Source organism: Mesorhizobium sp. WSM4898, assembly GCF_029625845.1.
Classification (GTDB): domain Bacteria; phylum Pseudomonadota; class Alphaproteobacteria; order Rhizobiales; family Rhizobiaceae; genus Mesorhizobium.
In genome coordinates, this window is sequence record NZ_JARTVQ010000001.1 from 744,833 (window position 1) to 763,896 (window position 19,064).

Genomic DNA, 19,064 nt, shown 5'->3' on the forward strand with positions numbered 1-19,064 from the left:
GAATGAAGATGACCGTGCTCCGCAAGAACCTGATCGACGGCGAGTGGCTGGGCGAGGCCGGCTCGCGCAACATCAACCCGTCGAACACCAACGATGTGGTCGGCGAATACGCCTCGGCCGGGCCGGAGGAGGCCAAGCAGGCCATCGCGGCCGCCAAGGCGGCCTTCCCGGGCTGGTCGCGCTCCGGCCCCCTGGCACGCCATGCCGTGCTGAAGAAGACTTCCGACGAGATCATGGCACGCAAGGACGAGATCGGCCGGTCTCTCGCCCGTGAAGAAGGCAAAACCCTGGCCGAAGGCGTCGGCGAAACGATCCGCGCCGCGCAGATCTTCGACTTCTTCGCCGGCGAGACGCTGCGACTGTCGGGCGAGATGGTGCCGAGCGTCAGGCCCGGCGTCGGCGTCGAGATGACCCGCGAAGGCGTGGGCGTCGTCGGCATCATCACGCCGTGGAACTTCCCGATCGCCATTCCCGCCTGGAAGATTGCGCCGGCGCTGGCCTACGGCAACACCATCGTCTTCAAGCCGGCGGAACTGGTTCCCGAAAGCGCCTGGACCATCGTCGACATCCTGCATCGTGCCGGGCTGCCCAAGGGCGTGCTCAACCTCGTCATGGGCAAGGGCTCTGTCGTCGGCCAGGCAATGCTCGACAGCCCGGACGTCAACGCCATCTCCTTCACCGGCTCGGTCGGCACAGGCAAGCGTGTCGCCGCGGCGAGTGTGGAGCATATGCGCAAGTTCCAGCTCGAGATGGGCGGCAAGAACCCGCTCGTCGTGCTCGACGATGCGGACCTTGCGGTGGCCGTCGATTGCGCCGTCAGCGGCGCCTATTTCTCGACCGGCCAGCGTTGCACCGCGTCCTCGCGCCTCATCGTCACCGCAGGCATCCACGACCGCTTCGTCGACGCCATGAAGGAGCGCCTGGACAAGCTGGTCATCGGCGACGCGCTGGACGCCAAGACCCAGATCGGCCCGGTCGTCGACCAGACCCAGCTCAAGCAGGATGAGGACTATATCGCCATCGGCCGCCAGGAAGGCGCCGAGCTCGCCTTCGGCGGCGAGCGGCTGGAGCGCGAGACTCCCGGCTTCTATCTCAGGCCGGCGCTGTTTACCGGCGCCACCAACGCCATGCGCATCTCGCGCGAAGAAATCTTCGGCCCGGTCGCCAATGTCATCCGCGTCAAGGATTATGATGAGGCGCTGACTGTGGCCAACGACACGCCGTTCGGCTTGACCTCCGGCATCTGCACGACAAGCCTGAAGCACGCGACGCATTTCAAGCGCAACTCCGAAGCCGGCATGGTAATGGTCAACCTGCCGACGGCGGGCGTCGACTTCCATGTGCCGTTCGGCGGCCGCAAGGGCTCGAGCTACGGCCCGCGCGAGCAGGGCCGCTACGCCGTGGAGTTCTACACCACTGTCAAGACGGCCTATACGTTCGCCGGCTGACGGGCAGGCGTCATGACGTCCGACTTCGCCGGAATGGCCTGGCTCAACCCGCCGCCGCACCATGTGTTCGGCGACGGGACGCTTCATGTCCGCACCGGCAAGGAGACGGATTTTTGGCGCGAGACCTTCTACGGCTTCCGCCGCGACAATGGCCATTTCCTCTATCGTCCCGTGGCGGGCGACTTCAGCGCCGAGGTCACCGTCAAGGGCGAATACAAGGCGCTCTACGATCAGGCCGGCCTGATGCTGCGGCTCAGCGAAACGCACTGGATCAAGGCCGGTATCGAATACACGGACGGCCTCGCCTATTTTTCCGTTGTCGTCACCAACGACGCCTCCGACTGGTCGCTGGTCAGCATTCCGACCGACCCCGACGGCGTACGGATTCGTCTGACCCGCCACGCCGAAGCCATTCGCGTTCAGTACCTCGAAGCCGCGGACGGCCGCTGGAAACCGGTGCGGCTGGCCCATTTCCCGGTCTCGCGGAGCGTCAACGTCGGCATGATGTGCTGCTCGCCGCAGCGCGAAGGCTTCGAGGTGATGTTCTCGGGCTTCAGCGTTGGCCCGCCAATCGCGAGAGAGTTGCACGATTGATGGTGGCGCGGCGCTGCCCGCGCGCACCTGCGACGCTGCCCTCCGCGGCCGGCCGTTTCTGGAAGGAAACTGGGAAAGACGGGCCTCACCAAGGGACGTGCTGTATCTCCAGCCGCGGCAGTCCGATCGGCCTGATGCCGAGATCGTTCGCCAGGGCACCGAAACCCTCGGTCTCGATCAGGTCGCGATAGGGGATCTCCGGAAAGCGAAGGCCGCCGCGATGCAAGGCGGCATCGACCAAGAGCATGGTGCCGCCGACACCGTCCAGGCCGATGCTGTCGAGGTGGCGGACATCGCTCATATGCAGCCTTGCATGGGTGTGCCGCGGAGGCTGATAGAGACCGTCGTGAACATGGCGGAAGTAGTTATGATCTCTGTTGTGCCGCACCGTGACGAAACTGTTGAGGTCGAAGCTGTCGCCGCCTGGGACTTTCACGCAGTGCGGCGCGACGATGCGGTGCCCCCTTGCAATCAGCCGGGTCACGACGTCCGCTGGAAAACGCCAGACATCGATGTCGATCCACAGCGCCCAGTCGTCCTCGTCTCTCAGCCCATGATCGATCAGATGGTTACGCACCTTGGCGATGCCGCTGCGCCTGAAGCGTTGCAGCTGCCGGTTCGCTCGCTTGTCGCGGTCAAGCTCGGTGCCGAGTTTTTTCCGCAGCAGCACGACATCGCGATAGTCCTTGCCCAGGGCCGCAGTGGCGCCTTGCAACCGCTCCCAGCTGCCATCTGAACTGTCGCCTTCGCAAAAGACGAGCTTCATCTTGTCTTTTGGGAAGTCGAGCTGCCGCAACGCGGCGAGGAATGGCTCTATGTGTTGGGCCGCATCGCGCAGCGGCACCAGCACGGCGAGGTTGGATCCCAATGGCGGCGGCGCCGCGACGGCCGCTTGGCTGACGCTTTGCCGGGCGGCTTGCTCATCGGAAACAGTCCCGCGCGTCAGGCGGTGCCGGGCCTGGTAGATCAACTTGCGCAGCCTATGCCGCAACCGGGCGGGCTTCTCCGGCGTCCACCATGTGCCCGCCCAGTGGTGGATCGACAACGTCATGCCGCCGCTGCCCGCCCGCTTTCCCGACGAATCGAGAGGCGAGTACAACTCGGCCGGATGGATCGCAAACGCCGTCTGGTCTGGATAGCCGAGTTGCGCGGAGGTAAGCACGCAAGGCCCGGTGGCGTCGATCGCCTGTTTTGCGCGGACGAGCCCGGGCAGGAACGACAGCAAATGAAGCCAGAACGGGTGCCCCGGCGGGCTGGCCATGGTCCCGTTGAACAGAAGGTAAGGCAATCCGCGAAAGTCGGCCTGGAGGCGTGCGTGGGCGTCCGGCTCCGTGCAGAACACGATCCGATCCTCGCCCAGGATCGGATCGAACGGCGCCACGCATTCGCAATCGATATCGGCATAGACGCCGCCGAAATGGTGGAGAAGCAGATAGCGGCCCGCGTCGGCGCGCAGGATACCATACTCGTAGCTGCAAAAGGTCGGCAGGAAGCTGGGATAGTGTGCGGCCACGAACTCGAGCAAAGTCCGATCGTTCCAGAACATCATCGTCCAGTCCGGATGATGCCGCTTCCAGCTCTCAACATAGCCTTGGAAGCGGGCCGGGACGATGTCGGTCTTCCACGTCTGGTGCAGGATTTTCGGGATCATCCGCGGCTCACGGCTTGAACTTGGTCACAGTCGGCGTCGACGCGGGTGGCATCCAGGCCCAGGCCCTGACCGACGGCCTCGCGGATCGCTTGCGGCCCGAACCGCGACCATGCGGCGTCGTGGGCCCGGGCGCGAAGGCTGGCCATGCGCGCATCGTCGGAACAAAGTCTGACCGCCATGTCGGCCAATCCCTCGTCGGTGTCCGACAGAAGCACCTCGTCGCCCTCGATCAGGTCGAGACCCTCGGCTGCCAGCGGCGTTGCAATGACCGGGACCCCCCAGGCCATTGCTTCGAGGAGCTTGATGCGCGTGCCTCCGCCCATGGCAAGCGGGACGATGCTGAGATGGGCAACGGACAACAGAGGTCTGATATCGTCCGGATCCTCGACCAGACTGACCCCGTCCAGTCCTGCCAGGGCGCGAACGCGCGACTCGGGCGAACGCCCGGCAAGAACGAGCTTCGCGGTCGGCAGCGTCTGGCGAATGCGGGGCAAGATGGTGTGTCCCAGCCGCTCGGCGGCGTCGACGTTCGGCTGATAGCTCAGATGGCCAACATAAAGGATGAGCGGAAACGCATCCGAGACGGCTCGTTGCAGCGGCAGTAGCCGCGGCAGATCGTCCGCTCGCGGGATGCCGTTTGGCACGATGTGGACGGGGACTTGCGGCCGGACAAACGCCTCCAGCCGCTTACGGTCCCGTTGCGAGCACACCCAGATACGGTCGACGATGGCTGCCGCCTTTCTCTCGAGCGTCCTGAGGTCTGAGGAAAACGGCCGCCAACGCTTCTTGCGCGGCAACTGACCGGCGAGATCCGATTCGACATTGTGCATGTCCAGAACGAGTTGCCGGACCATCGGCCGCAACGGAGCGAGAAATCTGAACAGACCAACGCCTTCGACGACAATAGTATCCGGGCGAAAATCCGCCACGAGCGCCTTGAGCCGCGCCAGCGCCGGGAGCGGTATCCGGCTCTCGCCCTTGGCCCTCCAGCGGGCGAGCGAAGGCGCTCGCGGTTCGGACTTGTTGATGAGCTCGGTCACGCGAATGTCTGGCCCAGCAGGTTGGACGTCGCTGCTTCGCGGCAGGAGCGAGGCCAGGCAGACCGGGCCGAACGCGGCTGCCGCCGTCGCGTTGCCGAAATTCCTGAGATCGGCGCCGGACCTCGGCGGAAACGGCGGGTCGTGGCATATGATCAGCGTGCGGCGCGACGTCGCTGAATTGGGCATTGGCGACATCCTAGCCTCAGTCTCGGTCAGTCGCCCGATTCGGATCCTGGCCAGATATCGCATCGCCTTCCAACTGCGGCCCAACTCCTTATGCGCTCGGACCGCGCGCATCATGCCGCCAGCATCGGCGAACTTGCGGTGCCTGATCAGCTGTCGGGCGATCCGCTGAGCTATCCAGGCCTTGCGCCACTGCACCGCCTCCCGTTCGACGCCGGCGGCAGCCAGCCCGTTCAGTTCCAGCGCTATGGCAAGGAAGGTCCTGCGCGGTGCCGTGATGAAGCGGCGCGCCATACGTTCCTCGTCATGGTGGTAGAGCAGCACCGGGGTCTCGACGGTAACCACGTCGGCACGGGCCAGCACGGCGGTCCAGTAGCAGGTGTCCTCATCGAGGCCGATCGTTTCCGGAAAGCGGAGGTTTGCGGTCGCCCAGTCGGCGACCAACGCGCTTCCCATCGCGATTGGCCACACTTCGTTGCGAAGGTAGCGCCGCACATTCTCTCGCCGGTCCGCGCCGTAGCCTTGCGGTGCCCTGAGCTTGTCCGGCCGGCTTTTTGTCCGCCGTATGCTGGCCCCGACGGCAAGGCCGGCGCAAGGCCGGCCTGCCAGCGCCGCGCTCAGCCGCGACAGGCTGCCGGGCATCACCTCGTCGTCGGCATCGAGAAAGAATATGAATCTGCCGCTTGCCCGCTCGAGTCCGACATTGCGCGCGGCGCCCGCTCGGCCCAGTCGAACGCTCACCACCTCCAGCGGCAAGCCGTGACGGTGCGCGCTTTGCCTCGCCATCGCAGCTGTCTGGTCGTTCGACCCGTCGTCGATCACGAGAATCTCGCGAATGACCGCTCTGTCGGAGGCCAGACTGCCGAGTGCCGCCACGATGGTTGCAGTCGCGTTTCTTGCCGGGATAACCACGGTGATGTCAGCCGCCACAGGTGAGCCGCTCATTGCTGTTCGAAGAAGCCGCGCTTGAGCAGCCGGTCATAGCAATGCTTGAGCATCGACACCGGGCGCAGCGAAAGACTGTCAAGATTGCCCACCAACTGAGGTTCGATGTCGAATGGCGACTGGCCTTCGATCCAGCTGTAGGAGGAGCCGTCCTTCAGCACCGACGGGCAGCCCACGACATAACCGCCCAGCGCCTTCGCGTGACCCACCCGGCGCAAGCCGAAATGGAGGCTGGAAGAGATCACCGGTTCCCGCGTTCTTAGATAGACATGAAATCCGCTCGGCGATTTTGCTATCGGCGTGCCGTTCGCAATCGCCTTGTGACCGGACCGCCAGGCACGGTAGCCGGCGTCGTCATCGAAATCGAGGATCATCAGGTTCCCAAATCCGCCCAATATGCCGACATTGCCGGCAAAGTCGCCAAACCAGCGCGCGACGTCGCTGCGGCCCGGCGGCTTCTGCGCCAGTTGGAAGGTGATGGAGGTGAACGCCAGTTCCTTCAGGTCCTTGCGCAGCGTCCGCAGGTGCAACGGATCATACTCCATGGCCGCGAGGTCGAGATGCTTGCCGCCGGCACGAAGCGGCAGGCAGATATAGCCGCGCTCGAACAGCCTTACGGTATAATCGGTCAGTGCCCCAGCCTGCATCCGCCAATGTTCCGGGATCGAGACGTTCCCGACAATCTGTTGAGCCGAACGGTCCGTTCGTCAAGCGCCGGCGCCTTCGCCGCGACTGCCAGCACTGTCGTCAGACATTCTTGATCGACTTCCAGTGACTTAGCCGTTCTGCGATCAACTCCACGCGCCGCTGATTGTCGTTCCCGTCCAGGATGGTTAAGTCCTGCGGATCGGCGCGCAGATAGACGCCGGACGTTCGCGCATTCACCTCCGGATTCGTGTCCGAACGTGTCGTGAAATATCCGGACGCGCGCTCGGCGGATTCCAGCCGGATTTCGCCTGTCCCGTGCAGCTGCGGCGCGTTGGCGTCCAACGGCCGTTCCCCGTTCCAATAGTAGAAGATGCCCGAAGACTCTCCTTTCTCCTTCGACGCCTCGCTCCAGTATCTGGCCGACAGGCTGCCATTCTCTTGCCATGAGCGGCCGTTCAGCTCCAGCGCGCCGTTGCGGTCCCGCGAGATCCTCAGCAGACTGACCGCGGAAGGCTCCCTTGCTGTGCGCTCTGACAGGGAGAACTGCCACCAAAACCCCTCTATGCGGGCGACTCGCCCCTCATTTTCGATGGCATTTCGCAGTTTTTGATTGATCGCTCTGGTCTCCGCGGCGGTCGCTGCCTCGCCGTAGCGTACCGACGTCAGGCCGAGCAGATCGCTGGGAAGCTTGGCACCATTCGCATGCAGGATGAAGGTCCGGCGCATGCCGAGAACCCCGCCGAACAGGCCGGCCTCGAAAACCACATTGTCTCGCGGAGAAGCCTGGGCGGGAACAGTGGTGGTCGATTCCGGCTGGCTCGCGCTCGTCCAGTCGTCCTGGGCGAACACGAAAGCGGCGAAGTCGACCTCGCGCGTCAGCTCGAGGAGACGCCCCAGTGTTGTCGTCCCGGGATTGAAGGATGTCGTCCAAGGTTCGACATTGGCAATATCTTCAAGGCCACGCTGCAGCGCCTGCAACAGCTTCTTCTGTTTTCCTGACGAGCCCAGGAAGATTCGCGGTTTGGCCATTCGTCTCTCTCCGGCGCAATAGACTCCTCACAGCGTAGGCGGTTGTCCTATCTCATTGCAACGACCGCATTACCATGGCGCGCCTCCAGCTACACCTCCGCGCGGTTCTGGAAGAACTGCAGGAAGAGCTCGCGCTCGGTGGTGCTCGGGGACCTGTTCTCGCATGAGCCGATAATCGAAATCGATTTTCGGAAAGGATCATCCCCCAACGAGCAACAGGCCGCCCCATTCCGGCCTTTTCGCTGTGCAATATGCCTGTGATAACGCCTCTTTGCCCGTGGCAACATTTCCGGTTGAGCCACCGGCGATAGGGCGATAGATTATGCTGCAGTGCACAATGAACCCGGTAGGGCCGAACGTCGGCTCGTGCCGGCTATCAGACACTGAACCGCGCTAACTGTGTTTACGCAATTCCCGACGAAAGACAGTCACACACTTTTCCTGGAATTGCTCCAAGGCTGAACGGACGAAAAATCCGGCATGAAGATTCCAAAATCCATTCTGCTCGATCCGGAGGCAAACAAGGCCTATGGCGCCTTTGCCGTCGCGGTTTCCGTTCTTGCCTTTGCCTATTCCAGCAATTTCGGTCAGGTCCTGATCCTCGCCTATTACGCGGTCTGGCTGCCGCTGTTCTTCGTCGACTACCGGCGTTTCACCTGGAAGCTCTCAAACGCTTGGCTGCCGATACTCTTCGCGACCTATGTCTGCCTGTCGGTCTTCTGGTCGCAGGCCGCCGGCATCAGCGCGCGTGCGGCGGTGCAATATTCCTCGCATATCGTCTGTGCCTATATCGCGGCCCGCACCATCAGCGTGCGGACGCTGGTCCTGGGATCGCTGATCGGGATATTCGTCGTCCTGCTCTACTCGCTGAAAGTCAACGCTTACGCGCTGGACATAATGGACGGCACTTTCAATTTCGTCGGCGCCTTCGCCTCCAAGAACCAGGTCGGGTTCTTCTCGTCGTTCGGCATCTTTTTGTCTTTCGTCTTCCTGATGTTTTACCGGCGCAACTGGCTGAGCTTCTTCTGGACCGCGCCGATCATCCTGATGTCGGCATACATGCTGGCAATCTCCCACTCGGCGACATCCGTCGCCTCGCTGCCGGCGGTGCTCGGCATCGTCATCTTGCTCACCATGAGCAGGGTCCTGTCGCGGCGCTACCGCCGCGTGCTGTTCGTGGTCGGCGGCGGCGCGTTGGTAGCCGGCGTGGTGGCCGCGCTGAACCTTGGCCTGCTGGACGTCGTGCTCGGCATCTTCGGCAAGGATTCGACGCTGACCGGCCGCACCTATCTCTGGCAGCAGGGCTGGGAGGCGGCGCAGCTGCACCCGCTGCTCGGCTACGGCTATGCCGCCTACTGGGTGCAAGGGTTCGCCGATCCGGAACGGTTGTGGGCGGAGTTCTACATCACGACCCGCACCGGCTTCCATTTCCACAACACCTATATCGAGACCCTGGTCGAGATCGGCTTCGTCGGCGTCACCATGCTGGCGCTGATCATCCTGCGCGCCTTCTACGGCCATATCTCGAAGGTGGTGTTCGGGGTCTGGAGCGCCGATTCGGTGGTGCTCGCCGGCGCCGTCGGGCTGATGCTGATCCGCTCCTTCTTCGAGGTCGAGATCCTCGGCCCTTATTTCATGGCCTCCTTCATCGTCTATTATGGCCTGTTCAAGCTGAACCCGCTGCCGGTTGCCCGGCGACGGCGGGTTGCCATTCCTGTCCAGGATGAAAAGCCGGCCAACGGCCACATGCCGGCGCCGGTCTGATCGCGGTTTTCGCCTCGGTCGCGTCGAGGAGGTAAAGCATGTCCCACGAAAGCGAGAACCGATTTCGGGTCAAAGACATGCGTAAGACCAAAAACCTAAAAGAGCGCGGAGCAAATCTGAAAGATTGCGACGCGCTTTAGGCCACGGCTCGCGAGCGCTGCATTTGCCGCTGCAGGAAGCGGCGCACCGGCTCGTCATAGATGCGGGTGGCAATGTCGGCGATGACGATAACCGCAGCGGCCATGACGATGCCGAACCAGGGATGATGCGCGAACGGGTCGACCGACGCCGCCTTGCCGGCCCCGGCGATGATCATCAGCAGCGGCGTGTGGATGATGTAGATCGGGTAGGAGACCCGCCCCAGCCAGCCATAGAAGCTAGCCAGTCGCGGCGCGGTCGGCGCCACCGCGCCGGTCACCACCATGAGCGGGAAAACGACGGCGATAGAGGCGAGGTCGTAAGCGACACGCCCGGCAGCACCCGCAGGCGCGATGGCGAAGACGATCAGCGTAAGCAGGATCGCGGCCTCGACCCACCAGCCGCGCCGCAGAAAGCCGAGGCCATCCTGGTAGCGCGCCATCGACCGGCAGAGCAGCACGCCGAGGAAGAAGGAGAACCAGACGCGCGGCAGCCCGCTGATGATGGTCTTGCCGGTCATGCCGAAATCGAGCGTGCCGGCAAGTGCCGAGGCGACGATCAGCAGCACCAGGCTGACAGCCACCAGCACCGTCAGCACACGTTTCGACAGCAGGAAGAAGACGGCGGCATAGGCGATGTTGACGATCAGCTCGAAGAACAGCGACCACGAAGCGGGATTGAGCGGAAAGATCGTATGGTAGGCATCGCCGACCAGCGGAATGAAGAGCATGCCTGTTGTGAGCTGCGTGCCGATCTCCGACAACGGCATGTATTCCGTCGCAATCAGCCTGTTCTTGATCAGCAGATAGAAGCAGCCGAGCAACGTGCCGACGAGGTAGAGCGGGTAGAGGCGTATCAGGCGGATGGCCAGGAAGGTGCCGAAGCCCATGCCGTTCTCGATCTTGCGGTCGTAAGCGTGGGCGATGACGAAGCCGCTGAGCAGGAAGAACAGGTCTACCGCAAGATAGCTCGACGGCAGCACTTTGCCGTCGGCCAGAAAGGGCGAGAAGTGATAGAGCATCACGCTGATCGCCGCCACGCCGCGGATGGCGTCGAGGTTCAGGTAGACGTGACGCGGAGCGGCAGGCTGCATTCTATGCCTTCAAGCGGTCCAAACAGATTGCTCGCCCGCACCTTGGCGCGAACGAGCCTGACTTGTTCCTCCCGCGGACCGCGCTGAGCGAGGCCCGGGCGCCCGGCTACTGGCTGGCCATGGGTGGGCCGCCGGCACTCGGCGCCAGCTTCACCTTGATGACGTCGCCCGGCAGCACCGGCGTGTCTTCCTTGGCGTCGATCTCGCTGGTCTTGCCGTCGGCAACACGCACCAGCGAATACAGCAGGGCCGGTTCCTGGCCGCCTGTTATGGCAGCCGCCATTGCGGGATCCGAGGCCGCGGCGATCAGGCCCTTCTGCATGGCAGTCCTCAGCGTCGCCTCGTTCAGGTCGGCCTCGGCCTGCTGCCGGCTCGCGGCCAGGTTGGAATTGAGCGTGTTGCGGGCATCGATGGCGTCCTGATCAGCTTTGCTGATCGACTGCTTGGCGGTGAGGATGGCCGTCTCATAATCCAGGATCTTGCCCTGCAGGTCCGCCACCGACTGTTTCGAATCGAGCAGTCGCGCATTGGCGACAAGGCCCTTCTGGGCCAGCGGACCGATGCTGGTGAGCTGCTGCTGCGCCAGATCCACTTGCTGCTGCTGATTGGCGATTTTCTTCTGCAGCGATTCAATCTCGCCTTCGAGCACGCCTTTCAGGTCATCGAGCGCGTCCAGCTTCAGCTTCAGCGCCTTCTGGTCGGCCGTGAGGATCTGCATCTCGTCGGCAACGATGGCCTGCGTTCTCGGGTCGTCCGCAGCCTCCTTCGGAATCTCGAAGCTCGTCTTGCCGGCAAGGTCTGCGTCGATGCGGGCACGCTTTATGATCAGCCGCAGCCGCTGGTCGTCATAGATATCGAAACTGCCCTTGGCGGTGACCAGGTCCTTGCCGAGCTGAGGGCCGTAATCGGCGTTGCGCCGGATGCCGCCGGCGATGCTCACCGCCTTCAGTACCGTAAGGTCCGGCACGTAGGGGAACTGGCCAGGGTTCTGCACTTCGCCCGAAATGTAGAATGGCCGGAACTGCGCCATCTCGACCGAGGCTTCAGGCTTGTCGGGCAGTGCCAGCTTGCGCTGCAGCGCGAGACCGATCGCGGCAGCGATCTCCGAGGTCGTCTTGCCGGCCGCCTGCATCTCGCCGACGAACGGTACCGAGAGCGTGCCGGCGGGGCCGACCGAATAGTCGCCGTTGATGGATGACCAGTCGCGGAACGTGCCGTCGACCGTCTGCCACTCGGCAATGCGGATGTTGAGCTTGTCCTGCGGCCCGAGACGATAGTCTCCAGCCACCGCCATGGTGGGAATCGCAAGAGACAGGGCAAGCGCCACGGCCGCAAATCGGCTGGGCGCCTTGGAAAGGAGTCCGAGGGGGTGGTTTTTCAATGAACGTTTCCGATCCGCGTTAGCCCCATCCGCCCGATGAGATTACTGCCGGACGCCTGTCCCGAGATTGGCGGGACAGGCCTGGCGGTCAATAGCTGCCGCGCGCCATCCACACGGCAGGCACGGTTTTGACGATGATGCGAATGTCCTCGACCATCGACCAGTTCTCGACATAGTGGCGATCGAAGGCGACGCGCGTGTCGTAGGACACGTCGTTGCGCCCGCTCACCTGCCACAGCCCGGTGAGGCCCGGGCGCGACTTCAGATAATAGACTGCGGCGCTGCCGTAGATCTCGAGCTCGTCGCGTACGACAGGGCGGGGCCCGACCAGGCTCATGTCGCCCTGCAGGATGTTGATGATTTGCGGCAGCTCGTCGAGGCTGAGCTTCCGCAGCACCGCGCCGACACGCGTCACGCGCGGATCGTCCTTCAGCTTGCGCGTCGCCGCCCATTCGGCGGCGGCATCCGGATTCGCGGCCAGGTGCGCGGCGAGCACCTTCTCGCCATCCTGCACCATGGTGCGGAATTTGAGGCAGGCAAAAATCCTTCCGCCGCGACCGATCCGCTTGTGGCCGTAGAAGATCGGGCCGCGGTCGGAAAGCTTGACCAGCAGGGCGACCATCAGGAAAAGCGGGCTGAGCAGGACCAGACCCGCCAGGGAACCGACGATATCGAAACTGCGTTTGAGCAGACCGCCGATGGGGGGTGGAAAATCAATGCCGGCCTGCGAAAAACCCGCATTAGCCGGCTTGGCGACGTCCCTCATGCAAAAGCTCCATACGTTGAACGGATGGTTTACGGCACGATACCAAAAAAATGCTGCAGCGCAACACACAATTTCCCATTCGCGTGAAATGTTCCCGTCATGAATTGATCAAATAATAAACCTGCCCTGCCCAAATTTTTGCCTTTGTGGCATGTTTATGACAAGGTGAGAGGTTTTTTGGGAGATGTAGTACAGCTTTCAGGCTGATTTTGGGCAATGCATTCTTTGCTGCAGACGAACGACGGTTGCACGTCGTAGGAATCACTCGCGCAGGTAAGTTCTTCGCATTAAATACTGGTTAATGTTTCGGGTTCTACTGTCGAGGATTTCGCTATAGTGAATAGGTGGCGATGCAGGGGTGTGCGCCGCAGCATGGCAGAGTCGATGCCGCGAAACCCTTGACTTGATGTGCATTTGGCCTTGCCGCAAAGGTCTCGCCTTAATAGAGTGGCAAACTGTTGCTGTCATAGTCTGGATGGGTCGGAAAGGCCGGAAGCAACCGGTCGGATTGGGCAGCCAGAAATAGCTCTCTGGCGGAACGGGGAGTTACGCGGGTGGGTAAGCCACAGCCTTTGCATGCGCGTGCCGGTTGACGGGCCGACGAGCATGTCTTTGCCAAAGTTCATCGTCGGGATGATATTCACGCTCGCTGTTGTAGTCGGCTGGTCCTGGCTCGACGGCGAATCGCTTGGCACCATCATCATGCGCGCCGTGATTTGCGCTGTCGTCATTCAGGTGGGGTACTTCGTTCTGGTGTTCGCCATGATCGCCAGGAGCGGGCCGATACCCGCCGACAAGGCGCGGCAGGCCGACCGTGGCATCAAGGTGCCCGATGGCGAAAAGCTAACCGCGCGGCGCGGCAGCCTCCGCTGATCGTTCAGCCGGCGCAGGGGGCGGCGCATTGTCGGCCCATGTTGCGGTTTCCCGTTCGGCCCGTTCGCCGGAGAGCATCCTGGCCAGCCGGCTGCCCGACTTTGCTTTCAGCCGCTGATATTGCCCGACCTCGACGATGCGGCCGCCCTCGATGGCCACGACCCAGTCGGCAAAGGCGATCATCGACGGCCGATGCGCGATGGTGAGGATAGTCATCTTGCCGCGCAGTTCCTCGATCGATTGAGCGATCAGCGACTGATTCTGCCAGTCGAGCGCGCTCGTCGCCTCGTCGAGGATGAGCAGCGAGGGTTCGCGCAGCAGCGCCCGTGCCAGCGCGATGCGCTGACGTTCGCCGCCGGAAAGCCTGACGCCGCGATCGCCCACCACCGTTTCGAGCCTCCGGTCGAGCCGCTCGACGAAGTCGGCCGCATGAGCCTTGCGCAGCGCAGCCCAAAGCTCCTCGTCGCCGGCCTGCGGCGCCGCCAGGCGCAGATTGGCGCCGATTGTGTCGTGCAGCAGAAACACGTCCTGCGGCACATAGGCCACCTGGCCGCGCCAGGCCCTGCGGTTTTGCGCGGTGATCTCGACACCGTCCGCCAGGATCCCGCCCTGGCTCGGCTCGAGCAGCCCAAGCAGCATGTCGGCGATCGTGCTCTTGCCCGAACCGGACGGGCCGATCAGCGCCGTCACCTCGCCAGCGGGAAGGCCGAAGCTAATGCCGCTCACCACCGGCCTTCCATCGCCGTCGCCATAGGCGAACGAGACGTCGCGGATATCCAGGCCCCTGTCGAGCGACAGCCTTGCGTTCGGCGCGGCATCGCCGGGCTCCATCTCGCGCTCGGCATCGAAGCGCGCCTGCAGGGCCTGCATGGCGGTGTAGGCCGGCAGGTTGATCAGCATCTGCTGCGCCTGCACCTGAATGTCCATGAAGCGGGGCGCGACCCGCATGAAGACCAGGAGCAACACGACGATTTCCGCAAGGGAGAGATGGAAGCGGACCAGCGCGATATAGATGAACAGGCTGAGCCCGATCACGCTCGCGACCTGGAACAGCGCGGTGCCGATGGTGCTGTTGCGGACATAGGCGACATTGTCCGTCTTCATCTTGTCCAGCGTCGCGCGGAGCTGCGCGAAATAGCTCGTCTCGACATTCAGGCTCTTGGCCACCTTGATGCCGCCGAGGAACTCCGAGACCGTGCGGTATTGGTCCTGGCGGCTGCCGGTCAGCACGCGACCGTAGGCGGTGGCGCGCGCACGGAAGGGCTGCAGCGCGATGAACAAGAGCACGCCGATCAGGATGGCGAAGCACGTCATCACCGGCGAGATGAACACCGACACCACGAGATAGCCGGCAAGCAGCAGCGCCGTCTGGGCGAGCATCAGCAGCGAGAAGGCTGCGGCCTGAACGCGGTCGATGTCGCCGGTCAGCGCGTGGTCGAGATCGGAGCTGCGCATGCGGGTGAAGACACCCCAGCGCGCCTTGCCGATGCTCTCGAACAGGTTCATGCGCACCCGGTTGACGAAGTCGTAGAGCAGCCGCGCCATGTAGAGCGACTTGAAGCGGTTGAACATCGCCTGCAGCGCCACCAGCGCGACGAGCAGGCAGAGCACCGTCGCCAGCGAGAGCGTCCCGCCCGGCACCAGCCAGCGCAAGGCGCCCGGTACGCGCACGGCGAAATCCTGGTCGGCACTGCCGATCAGATGCAAGAGCGGGATCAAAAGCAGGATCGAAAGGCCCTCGGTCAGACTCCCGAGGACCAGGAAAGCAAGCGCCGTCAGCGTGCGCTGCCCGCCGATATGCGCCATGACACCACCGAAGCCGGCCACGTCCCGCAAAAGTGTCAGGCGAAGTTTCGAGGACCAGGCCATGCCGCTGCTCACCTTGCCCGGGCCAGATCGCGCTCGATCAGGGCGACGGCCTCGTCGATCCACTCCAGGCCTGCCGGCACTTCGAGCCGGCTGACGCCGATCCGGCCGGCAAGCTGCGCGCATTGCTGGAGATGGGTGGCCGCGAAATCGCCGACCAGCGCCTGCCGGCCGAACCGCGTGACATAGGAGAACTTGATGATCGCCGGCAGGGCGGCGGCGCCCTTTAGCGGCGTGATCGCCGCCTGCCCGTCGCGCTCCAGCACATAGATCCGGGCCGCCGGCACGGCCTCGCCGGAGAACCCTTCCTGCAGGCGATGCTGCGCCTTCTCGATCTGCGGATGTACCTGCGGCCGCACCTCCGCTCGGCCGATCCTGATGGCGTTCGCGGCATCCGCTGCAAGCTTGAGCTGCGGAAAGCCGGGCAGGATCATCGGCCGTGAGGGGGCGGACAGGTCCAGCGCCACGACATCGTCGGTAAGCAGAAGGTGACCGGCGCGGATCATCGCGCCCGCCGTCGTCGACTTGCCGGCACCCTTGTCGCCCATGAAGATCACGCTTTGCCCGCCAACGGCGATCGCGCTGGCGTGCAGGACGAGCAGACCGCGCTGATGCAGCGTGAGCGCCAGCACCGGACCGAGGAGCGGAAAGGCAAGCAGCGGATCATCGACGCCCGGCGCCGGATCGACATCGATCCTGGAGGCATCGCTGATTAGGAAGGTGCCGACGGCTTGCCAGGACAGGTACTGGCGTGTCGGCTCGAAGCGAAAGGCCGCGGCGTTCGGCAATGCAGCCTCCGGAAAATCGATCGGCCCAACAGCGATCTCGATGTCCGATGTTGCCGGCGCGGTCGGTTCCAGTTCCGGCAAAGCCACCTCCGACCCGATCGTCAGGCCGTACGCCTTGTAGAACCGACGGGCACGCCCGTTTCGAGGGGCCGCTTCGATGGCGGAGCCGGGCCTCGCGGCAAGAGAAGCGGCTGGAGAGTTCATGCAGGGCTTCCATGCTGTTGGACCTGCCACAGCCATAGCGACAGTGAGGCCGAACGCCAGATATGCTGGACGTCGGGCAGCGTCGCCTGCTCGGGCCGCTGCAGCATGAGCGCATAGACCGCGTTCACCTCGGGCAGATTGACATAGGGGGCGATCAAGTCGTTGTCCGACACCAGCAGCCGGTCCAGCAGATCGCGATGGTTGACGATCATGCCTTTGACCAGGCTGGCGGTGAAATCGATCTTGTCGCGCCGCCACTGCACCGCCGGCGGCAGCACGCCTTCCATCGCCCGGCGCAGCACATGGCGGCCGAAGCCGTTGCGCAGCTTTTCCTCGCCCGGCAGTGCCAGGCAGAATTCGACCAGCGGCTTGTCCCAGAACGGATAGCGCGGTTCGACGCCGAAATTGGCGGCGGCCTTGTCGAGAACCTCGAAAGCATGGGGCACCAGCCCGGTGGACAAAAGCCAGCGATGGGTGAGCGCTTCGCTGGTGCTGACATTGGCGGGCATATAGGCCGCGCGATGGAAACGTTCGGCGAGATCGGTACGCCTGGCAAGCTCCGGATTGACCAGTCCTGCCCACGCCGCGCGCGGTGCATGGGAGGGTCTGCGCCGCAGTTTTCCGAGAAGGCGCCTGGCCTTCGCCCTCATCCTGGCAATCCGCCAGGCCGGCCCGTAGGCGGCGAGGAACTTGAAGTACAGAGGCAGCATCCCGTCGCCATAGGTGTTGGCGGCACTGTGCAGCTCGCGCCACAGCTCCAGCCACCTGCCGCGATGGGCGAGCTCATGCAGATACCCATGACCTTGCGATACGACCTCGTCACCGCCGTGGCCGTCGAGAAGCACTGTGACGCCCTTAGCGCTCGCGGTGCGATAGACGCTGCGGGTCAAGGACAGACCGGGCGCCAGGAAGGTCCCTTCCTGTTCCTCCAGAATGCGATCAAACTCGGCGAAGGGCGCATAGTTGCCGACCGCGATCAGCGTGCCGTCGAGCCCATATTGCTCCAGCACTGCATCGATGAAGGGCCGCTCGTCCATCGAAGACCCCCTCTCGAAGACCAGCGAGAAAGTTTTGAGCTTCGGCTTCTGCGTCGCCGCAGCTTGAAGTCCGGCCATGCAGGCGATCGAGGACGAATCGAGCCCACCACTCAGCATGGCACCGACGGACGGATTGCCCCGCATCCGGTTTTCAACCGATCGCGCGAAAAGATGCAGGAACTCGTCCGCTGCATCCGAACGCAGCGGCCTTTGTGACGGCTCAATCTCCCAGTAGCGGCTCAGCACGACCTGATTGTTGGTCACCGTCATGCTGTGCCGAGCGGGCAAGCGAAAGATCTCCGCATAGAGCGTGGATTGCGGATCGTCCGGCAGGCCGGCGAGGAAGCCGGAAATCTGATGCTCGCTGAGCGCCCTGCCGACACCGTCCAGCGCCAGAAGTGGGCCGATCTCCGAGGCGAAGGCAAAGCGCCTGTCGGCGCAGTGGTAGTAGAAAGGTTTGACGCCGAAATGGTCGCGCGCGCAAAACAGCGCCCGGCGCTCGGCGTCCCAGACCGCGAAGGCGAAATCGCCTTGCAGGTAGGTCGGACAGGCCTCGCCCCATTTGAGATAGGCGTGCATCAGCAGTATGGCGTCGGCGGCCGATCGGTCGCGCACACCGAGCCGCGCCAGAAGCTCCTCGCGGTTGTCCAGCCGGCAATCGGCCGTAATGGCGAGCTTGCCGCCGGCCATTGTCAGCGGCCCAGGGCCCTGCTCGCCGGTCGTGTTGAGCCAGGCATGGCCTAGTGCTGCGTGTCTGTCCGTCCACCATGAGCTGCCGTCGCGCGCCCGGTGGCGCATGCGCGCCAGCATCTGCTGGATGTCGGCCGCCGCCGCTGGGCTGCCATCCTGTCTGAGCAGAATTCCGGCGACGCCGCTCATCGCCTAGTGTCCGTGATCGACAAGATGGGCAAAGCCGTTGATGGAGCCGCCAAGCACGATGTGGTCGCCGCTGATCAGCCAGGCATGCGCCTTGAGATCGGCGCCGGGGTCGCGCGCGATGCCGATGCTGATCGTGGAGGCCTTGCCCTGGCGGGCAAGCAGATACTGTCCGGCGAGCGCCTGGGTAAGGCAGCTGGCGCCCGGCACGTATCGCGCAGCAGCGGCAACGCCCCATGCAACGCGCCGCAGATCGGCGATGGCAGCGTCATTCCTCGCTTCCAGTCGAGTCACCAGAGCGCGCATGCGATTATAGGACGAAAGCGTAAGCCCCAGCCGCACGAGGCTGACCACTGCCAGGCAGCGCGCCAGAAACAGCGCCTCCGGCCCGCTAAGCGAGAGGACCCTAGGCCAGTTCCTCATGGTGGACCCTCGCAAGCCCGGCTTCGATCAGTCCCTTGAGCAAGCCCTCGACATCGGCCTTGCAGCGTTCTGTATCGACATCATAGCGGGCGAGCACCGCGCTTGTTATGTCGGGGATCGGTCGTGGCTCCTGGATCAGCTCCCAAATGTAGGCGCCGACGCCGTTCAGGCTGTAGTAGATGTTGGATTTAAGATGGAGCAGCGCCAGTCCGTTGCCGAATTCACAAGCCACGGCATCGCCGCTCGCGACCACGCGGTCATGGTTCGATGGGTTCCAGTGCATCCTAAAACCTCATTGTTGAACGCTTGCGTGACCT

16 protein-coding genes are annotated in these 19,064 nt (G+C 63.7%); 4 read left to right on the forward strand and 12 right to left on the reverse strand.

The genetic code is table 11. The features are described from left to right. Positions 1–8: 8 nt before the first annotated feature. On the forward strand, positions 9–1,448 hold the full coding sequence (locus P9228_RS03680; RefSeq protein ID WP_278052434.1) for an aldehyde dehydrogenase family protein: 1,440 nt from the start codon (positions 9–11) through the stop codon (positions 1,446–1,448). Positions 1,449–1,460: 12 nt separating this feature from the next. Then, positions 1,461–2,042, forward strand: coding sequence for a DUF1349 domain-containing protein (locus tag P9228_RS03685; RefSeq protein WP_127239459.1), 582 nt, complete (start codon positions 1,461–1,463; stop codon positions 2,040–2,042). An 85-nt stretch (positions 2,043–2,127) separates the two neighbouring features. Here the strand turns inward: P9228_RS03685 and P9228_RS03690 are convergent, their stop codons facing one another. The 4 genes from P9228_RS03690 to P9228_RS03705 all read right to left on the reverse strand — a co-directional run bounded on the left by P9228_RS03690 (position 2,128) and on the right by P9228_RS03705 (position 7,538). Continuing rightward, complete coding sequence (locus P9228_RS03690; RefSeq protein WP_278052435.1) at positions 2,128–3,693, reverse strand: glycosyltransferase; 1,566 nt, start codon at positions 3,691–3,693, stop codon at positions 2,128–2,130. Then, a complete protein-coding gene (locus P9228_RS03695; RefSeq protein ID WP_278052436.1) occupies positions 3,690–5,861 on the reverse strand; it encodes a glycosyltransferase in 2,172 nt (723 codons plus the stop codon). Before P9228_RS03695 ends, P9228_RS03690 begins: the two co-directional genes overlap by 4 nt. Continuing rightward, a complete protein-coding gene (locus P9228_RS03700) occupies positions 5,858–6,508 on the reverse strand; it encodes a bifunctional DNA primase/polymerase (RefSeq protein WP_278052437.1) in 651 nt (216 codons plus the stop codon). Before P9228_RS03700 ends, P9228_RS03695 begins: the two co-directional genes overlap by 4 nt. Before the next feature lie 100 nt (positions 6,509–6,608). Further along, on the reverse strand, positions 6,609–7,538 hold the full coding sequence (locus tag P9228_RS03705; RefSeq protein WP_067324214.1) for a TIR domain-containing protein: 930 nt from the start codon (positions 7,536–7,538) through the stop codon (positions 6,609–6,611). A 480-nt stretch (positions 7,539–8,018) separates the two neighbouring features. On the opposite strand from P9228_RS03705, the gene P9228_RS03710 reads away from it, so the two are divergent. Beyond that, positions 8,019–9,302, forward strand: a complete 1,284-nt coding sequence (locus tag P9228_RS03710) for an O-antigen ligase (RefSeq protein WP_095777019.1) — start codon at positions 8,019–8,021, stop codon at positions 9,300–9,302. 136 nt (positions 9,303–9,438) lie between these two features. Here the strand turns inward: P9228_RS03710 and P9228_RS03715 are convergent, their stop codons facing one another. The 3 genes from P9228_RS03715 to P9228_RS03725 all read right to left on the reverse strand — a co-directional run bounded on the left by P9228_RS03715 (position 9,439) and on the right by P9228_RS03725 (position 12,680). Beyond that, positions 9,439–10,533, reverse strand: a complete 1,095-nt coding sequence (locus tag P9228_RS03715; protein ID WP_095799199.1) for an acyltransferase — start codon at positions 10,531–10,533, stop codon at positions 9,439–9,441. A 106-nt stretch (positions 10,534–10,639) separates the two neighbouring features. Beyond that, on the reverse strand, positions 10,640–11,827 hold the full coding sequence (locus tag P9228_RS03720; protein WP_095777021.1) for a polysaccharide biosynthesis/export family protein: 1,188 nt from the start codon (positions 11,825–11,827) through the stop codon (positions 10,640–10,642). A 175-nt stretch (positions 11,828–12,002) separates the two neighbouring features. Continuing rightward, on the reverse strand, positions 12,003–12,680 hold the full coding sequence (locus P9228_RS03725) for a sugar transferase (protein WP_067003431.1): 678 nt from the start codon (positions 12,678–12,680) through the stop codon (positions 12,003–12,005). 606 nt (positions 12,681–13,286) lie between these two features. Here P9228_RS03725 and P9228_RS03730 point away from each other — a divergent pair. Next, positions 13,287–13,553: an exopolysaccharide production repressor exox gene (locus P9228_RS03730; RefSeq protein WP_067003432.1), complete on the forward strand. Its 267-nt coding sequence runs from the start codon at positions 13,287–13,289 to the stop codon at positions 13,551–13,553. Here P9228_RS03730 and P9228_RS03735 read toward each other — a convergent pair. The 5 genes from P9228_RS03735 to P9228_RS03755 are packed head-to-tail and all read right to left on the reverse strand — an operon-like array spanning position 13,524 to position 19,030. Then, positions 13,524–15,422 carry an ABC transporter ATP-binding protein gene (locus P9228_RS03735; RefSeq protein WP_278052438.1) on the reverse strand — a complete coding sequence of 633 codons (1,899 nt, stop codon included), beginning with the start codon at positions 15,420–15,422 and terminating at the stop codon, positions 13,524–13,526. The two genes, P9228_RS03730 and P9228_RS03735, sit on opposite strands and share 30 nt — an antisense overlap. Positions 15,423–15,430: 8 nt before the next feature. Continuing rightward, positions 15,431–16,411 carry a serine kinase gene (locus P9228_RS03740; protein WP_278052439.1) on the reverse strand — a complete coding sequence of 327 codons (981 nt, stop codon included), beginning with the start codon at positions 16,409–16,411 and terminating at the stop codon, positions 15,431–15,433. Continuing rightward, the gene (locus P9228_RS03745) at positions 16,408–18,327 is read right to left on the reverse strand and encodes a lasso peptide isopeptide bond-forming cyclase (protein WP_278052440.1); all 1,920 of its coding nucleotides are present in this window, start codon (positions 18,325–18,327) and stop codon (positions 16,408–16,410) included. The genes P9228_RS03740 and P9228_RS03745 overlap by 4 nt, the downstream gene beginning before the upstream one ends. A 3-nt stretch (positions 18,328–18,330) precedes the next feature. Beyond that, positions 18,331–18,747, reverse strand: coding sequence for a lasso peptide biosynthesis B2 protein (locus P9228_RS03750; protein ID WP_067003435.1), 417 nt, complete (start codon positions 18,745–18,747; stop codon positions 18,331–18,333). Further along, on the reverse strand, positions 18,731–19,030 hold the full coding sequence (locus P9228_RS03755) for a PqqD family protein (RefSeq protein ID WP_278052441.1): 300 nt from the start codon (positions 19,028–19,030) through the stop codon (positions 18,731–18,733). The genes P9228_RS03750 and P9228_RS03755 overlap by 17 nt, the downstream gene beginning before the upstream one ends. Between the last annotated feature and the right edge of the window lie 34 nt (positions 19,031–19,064).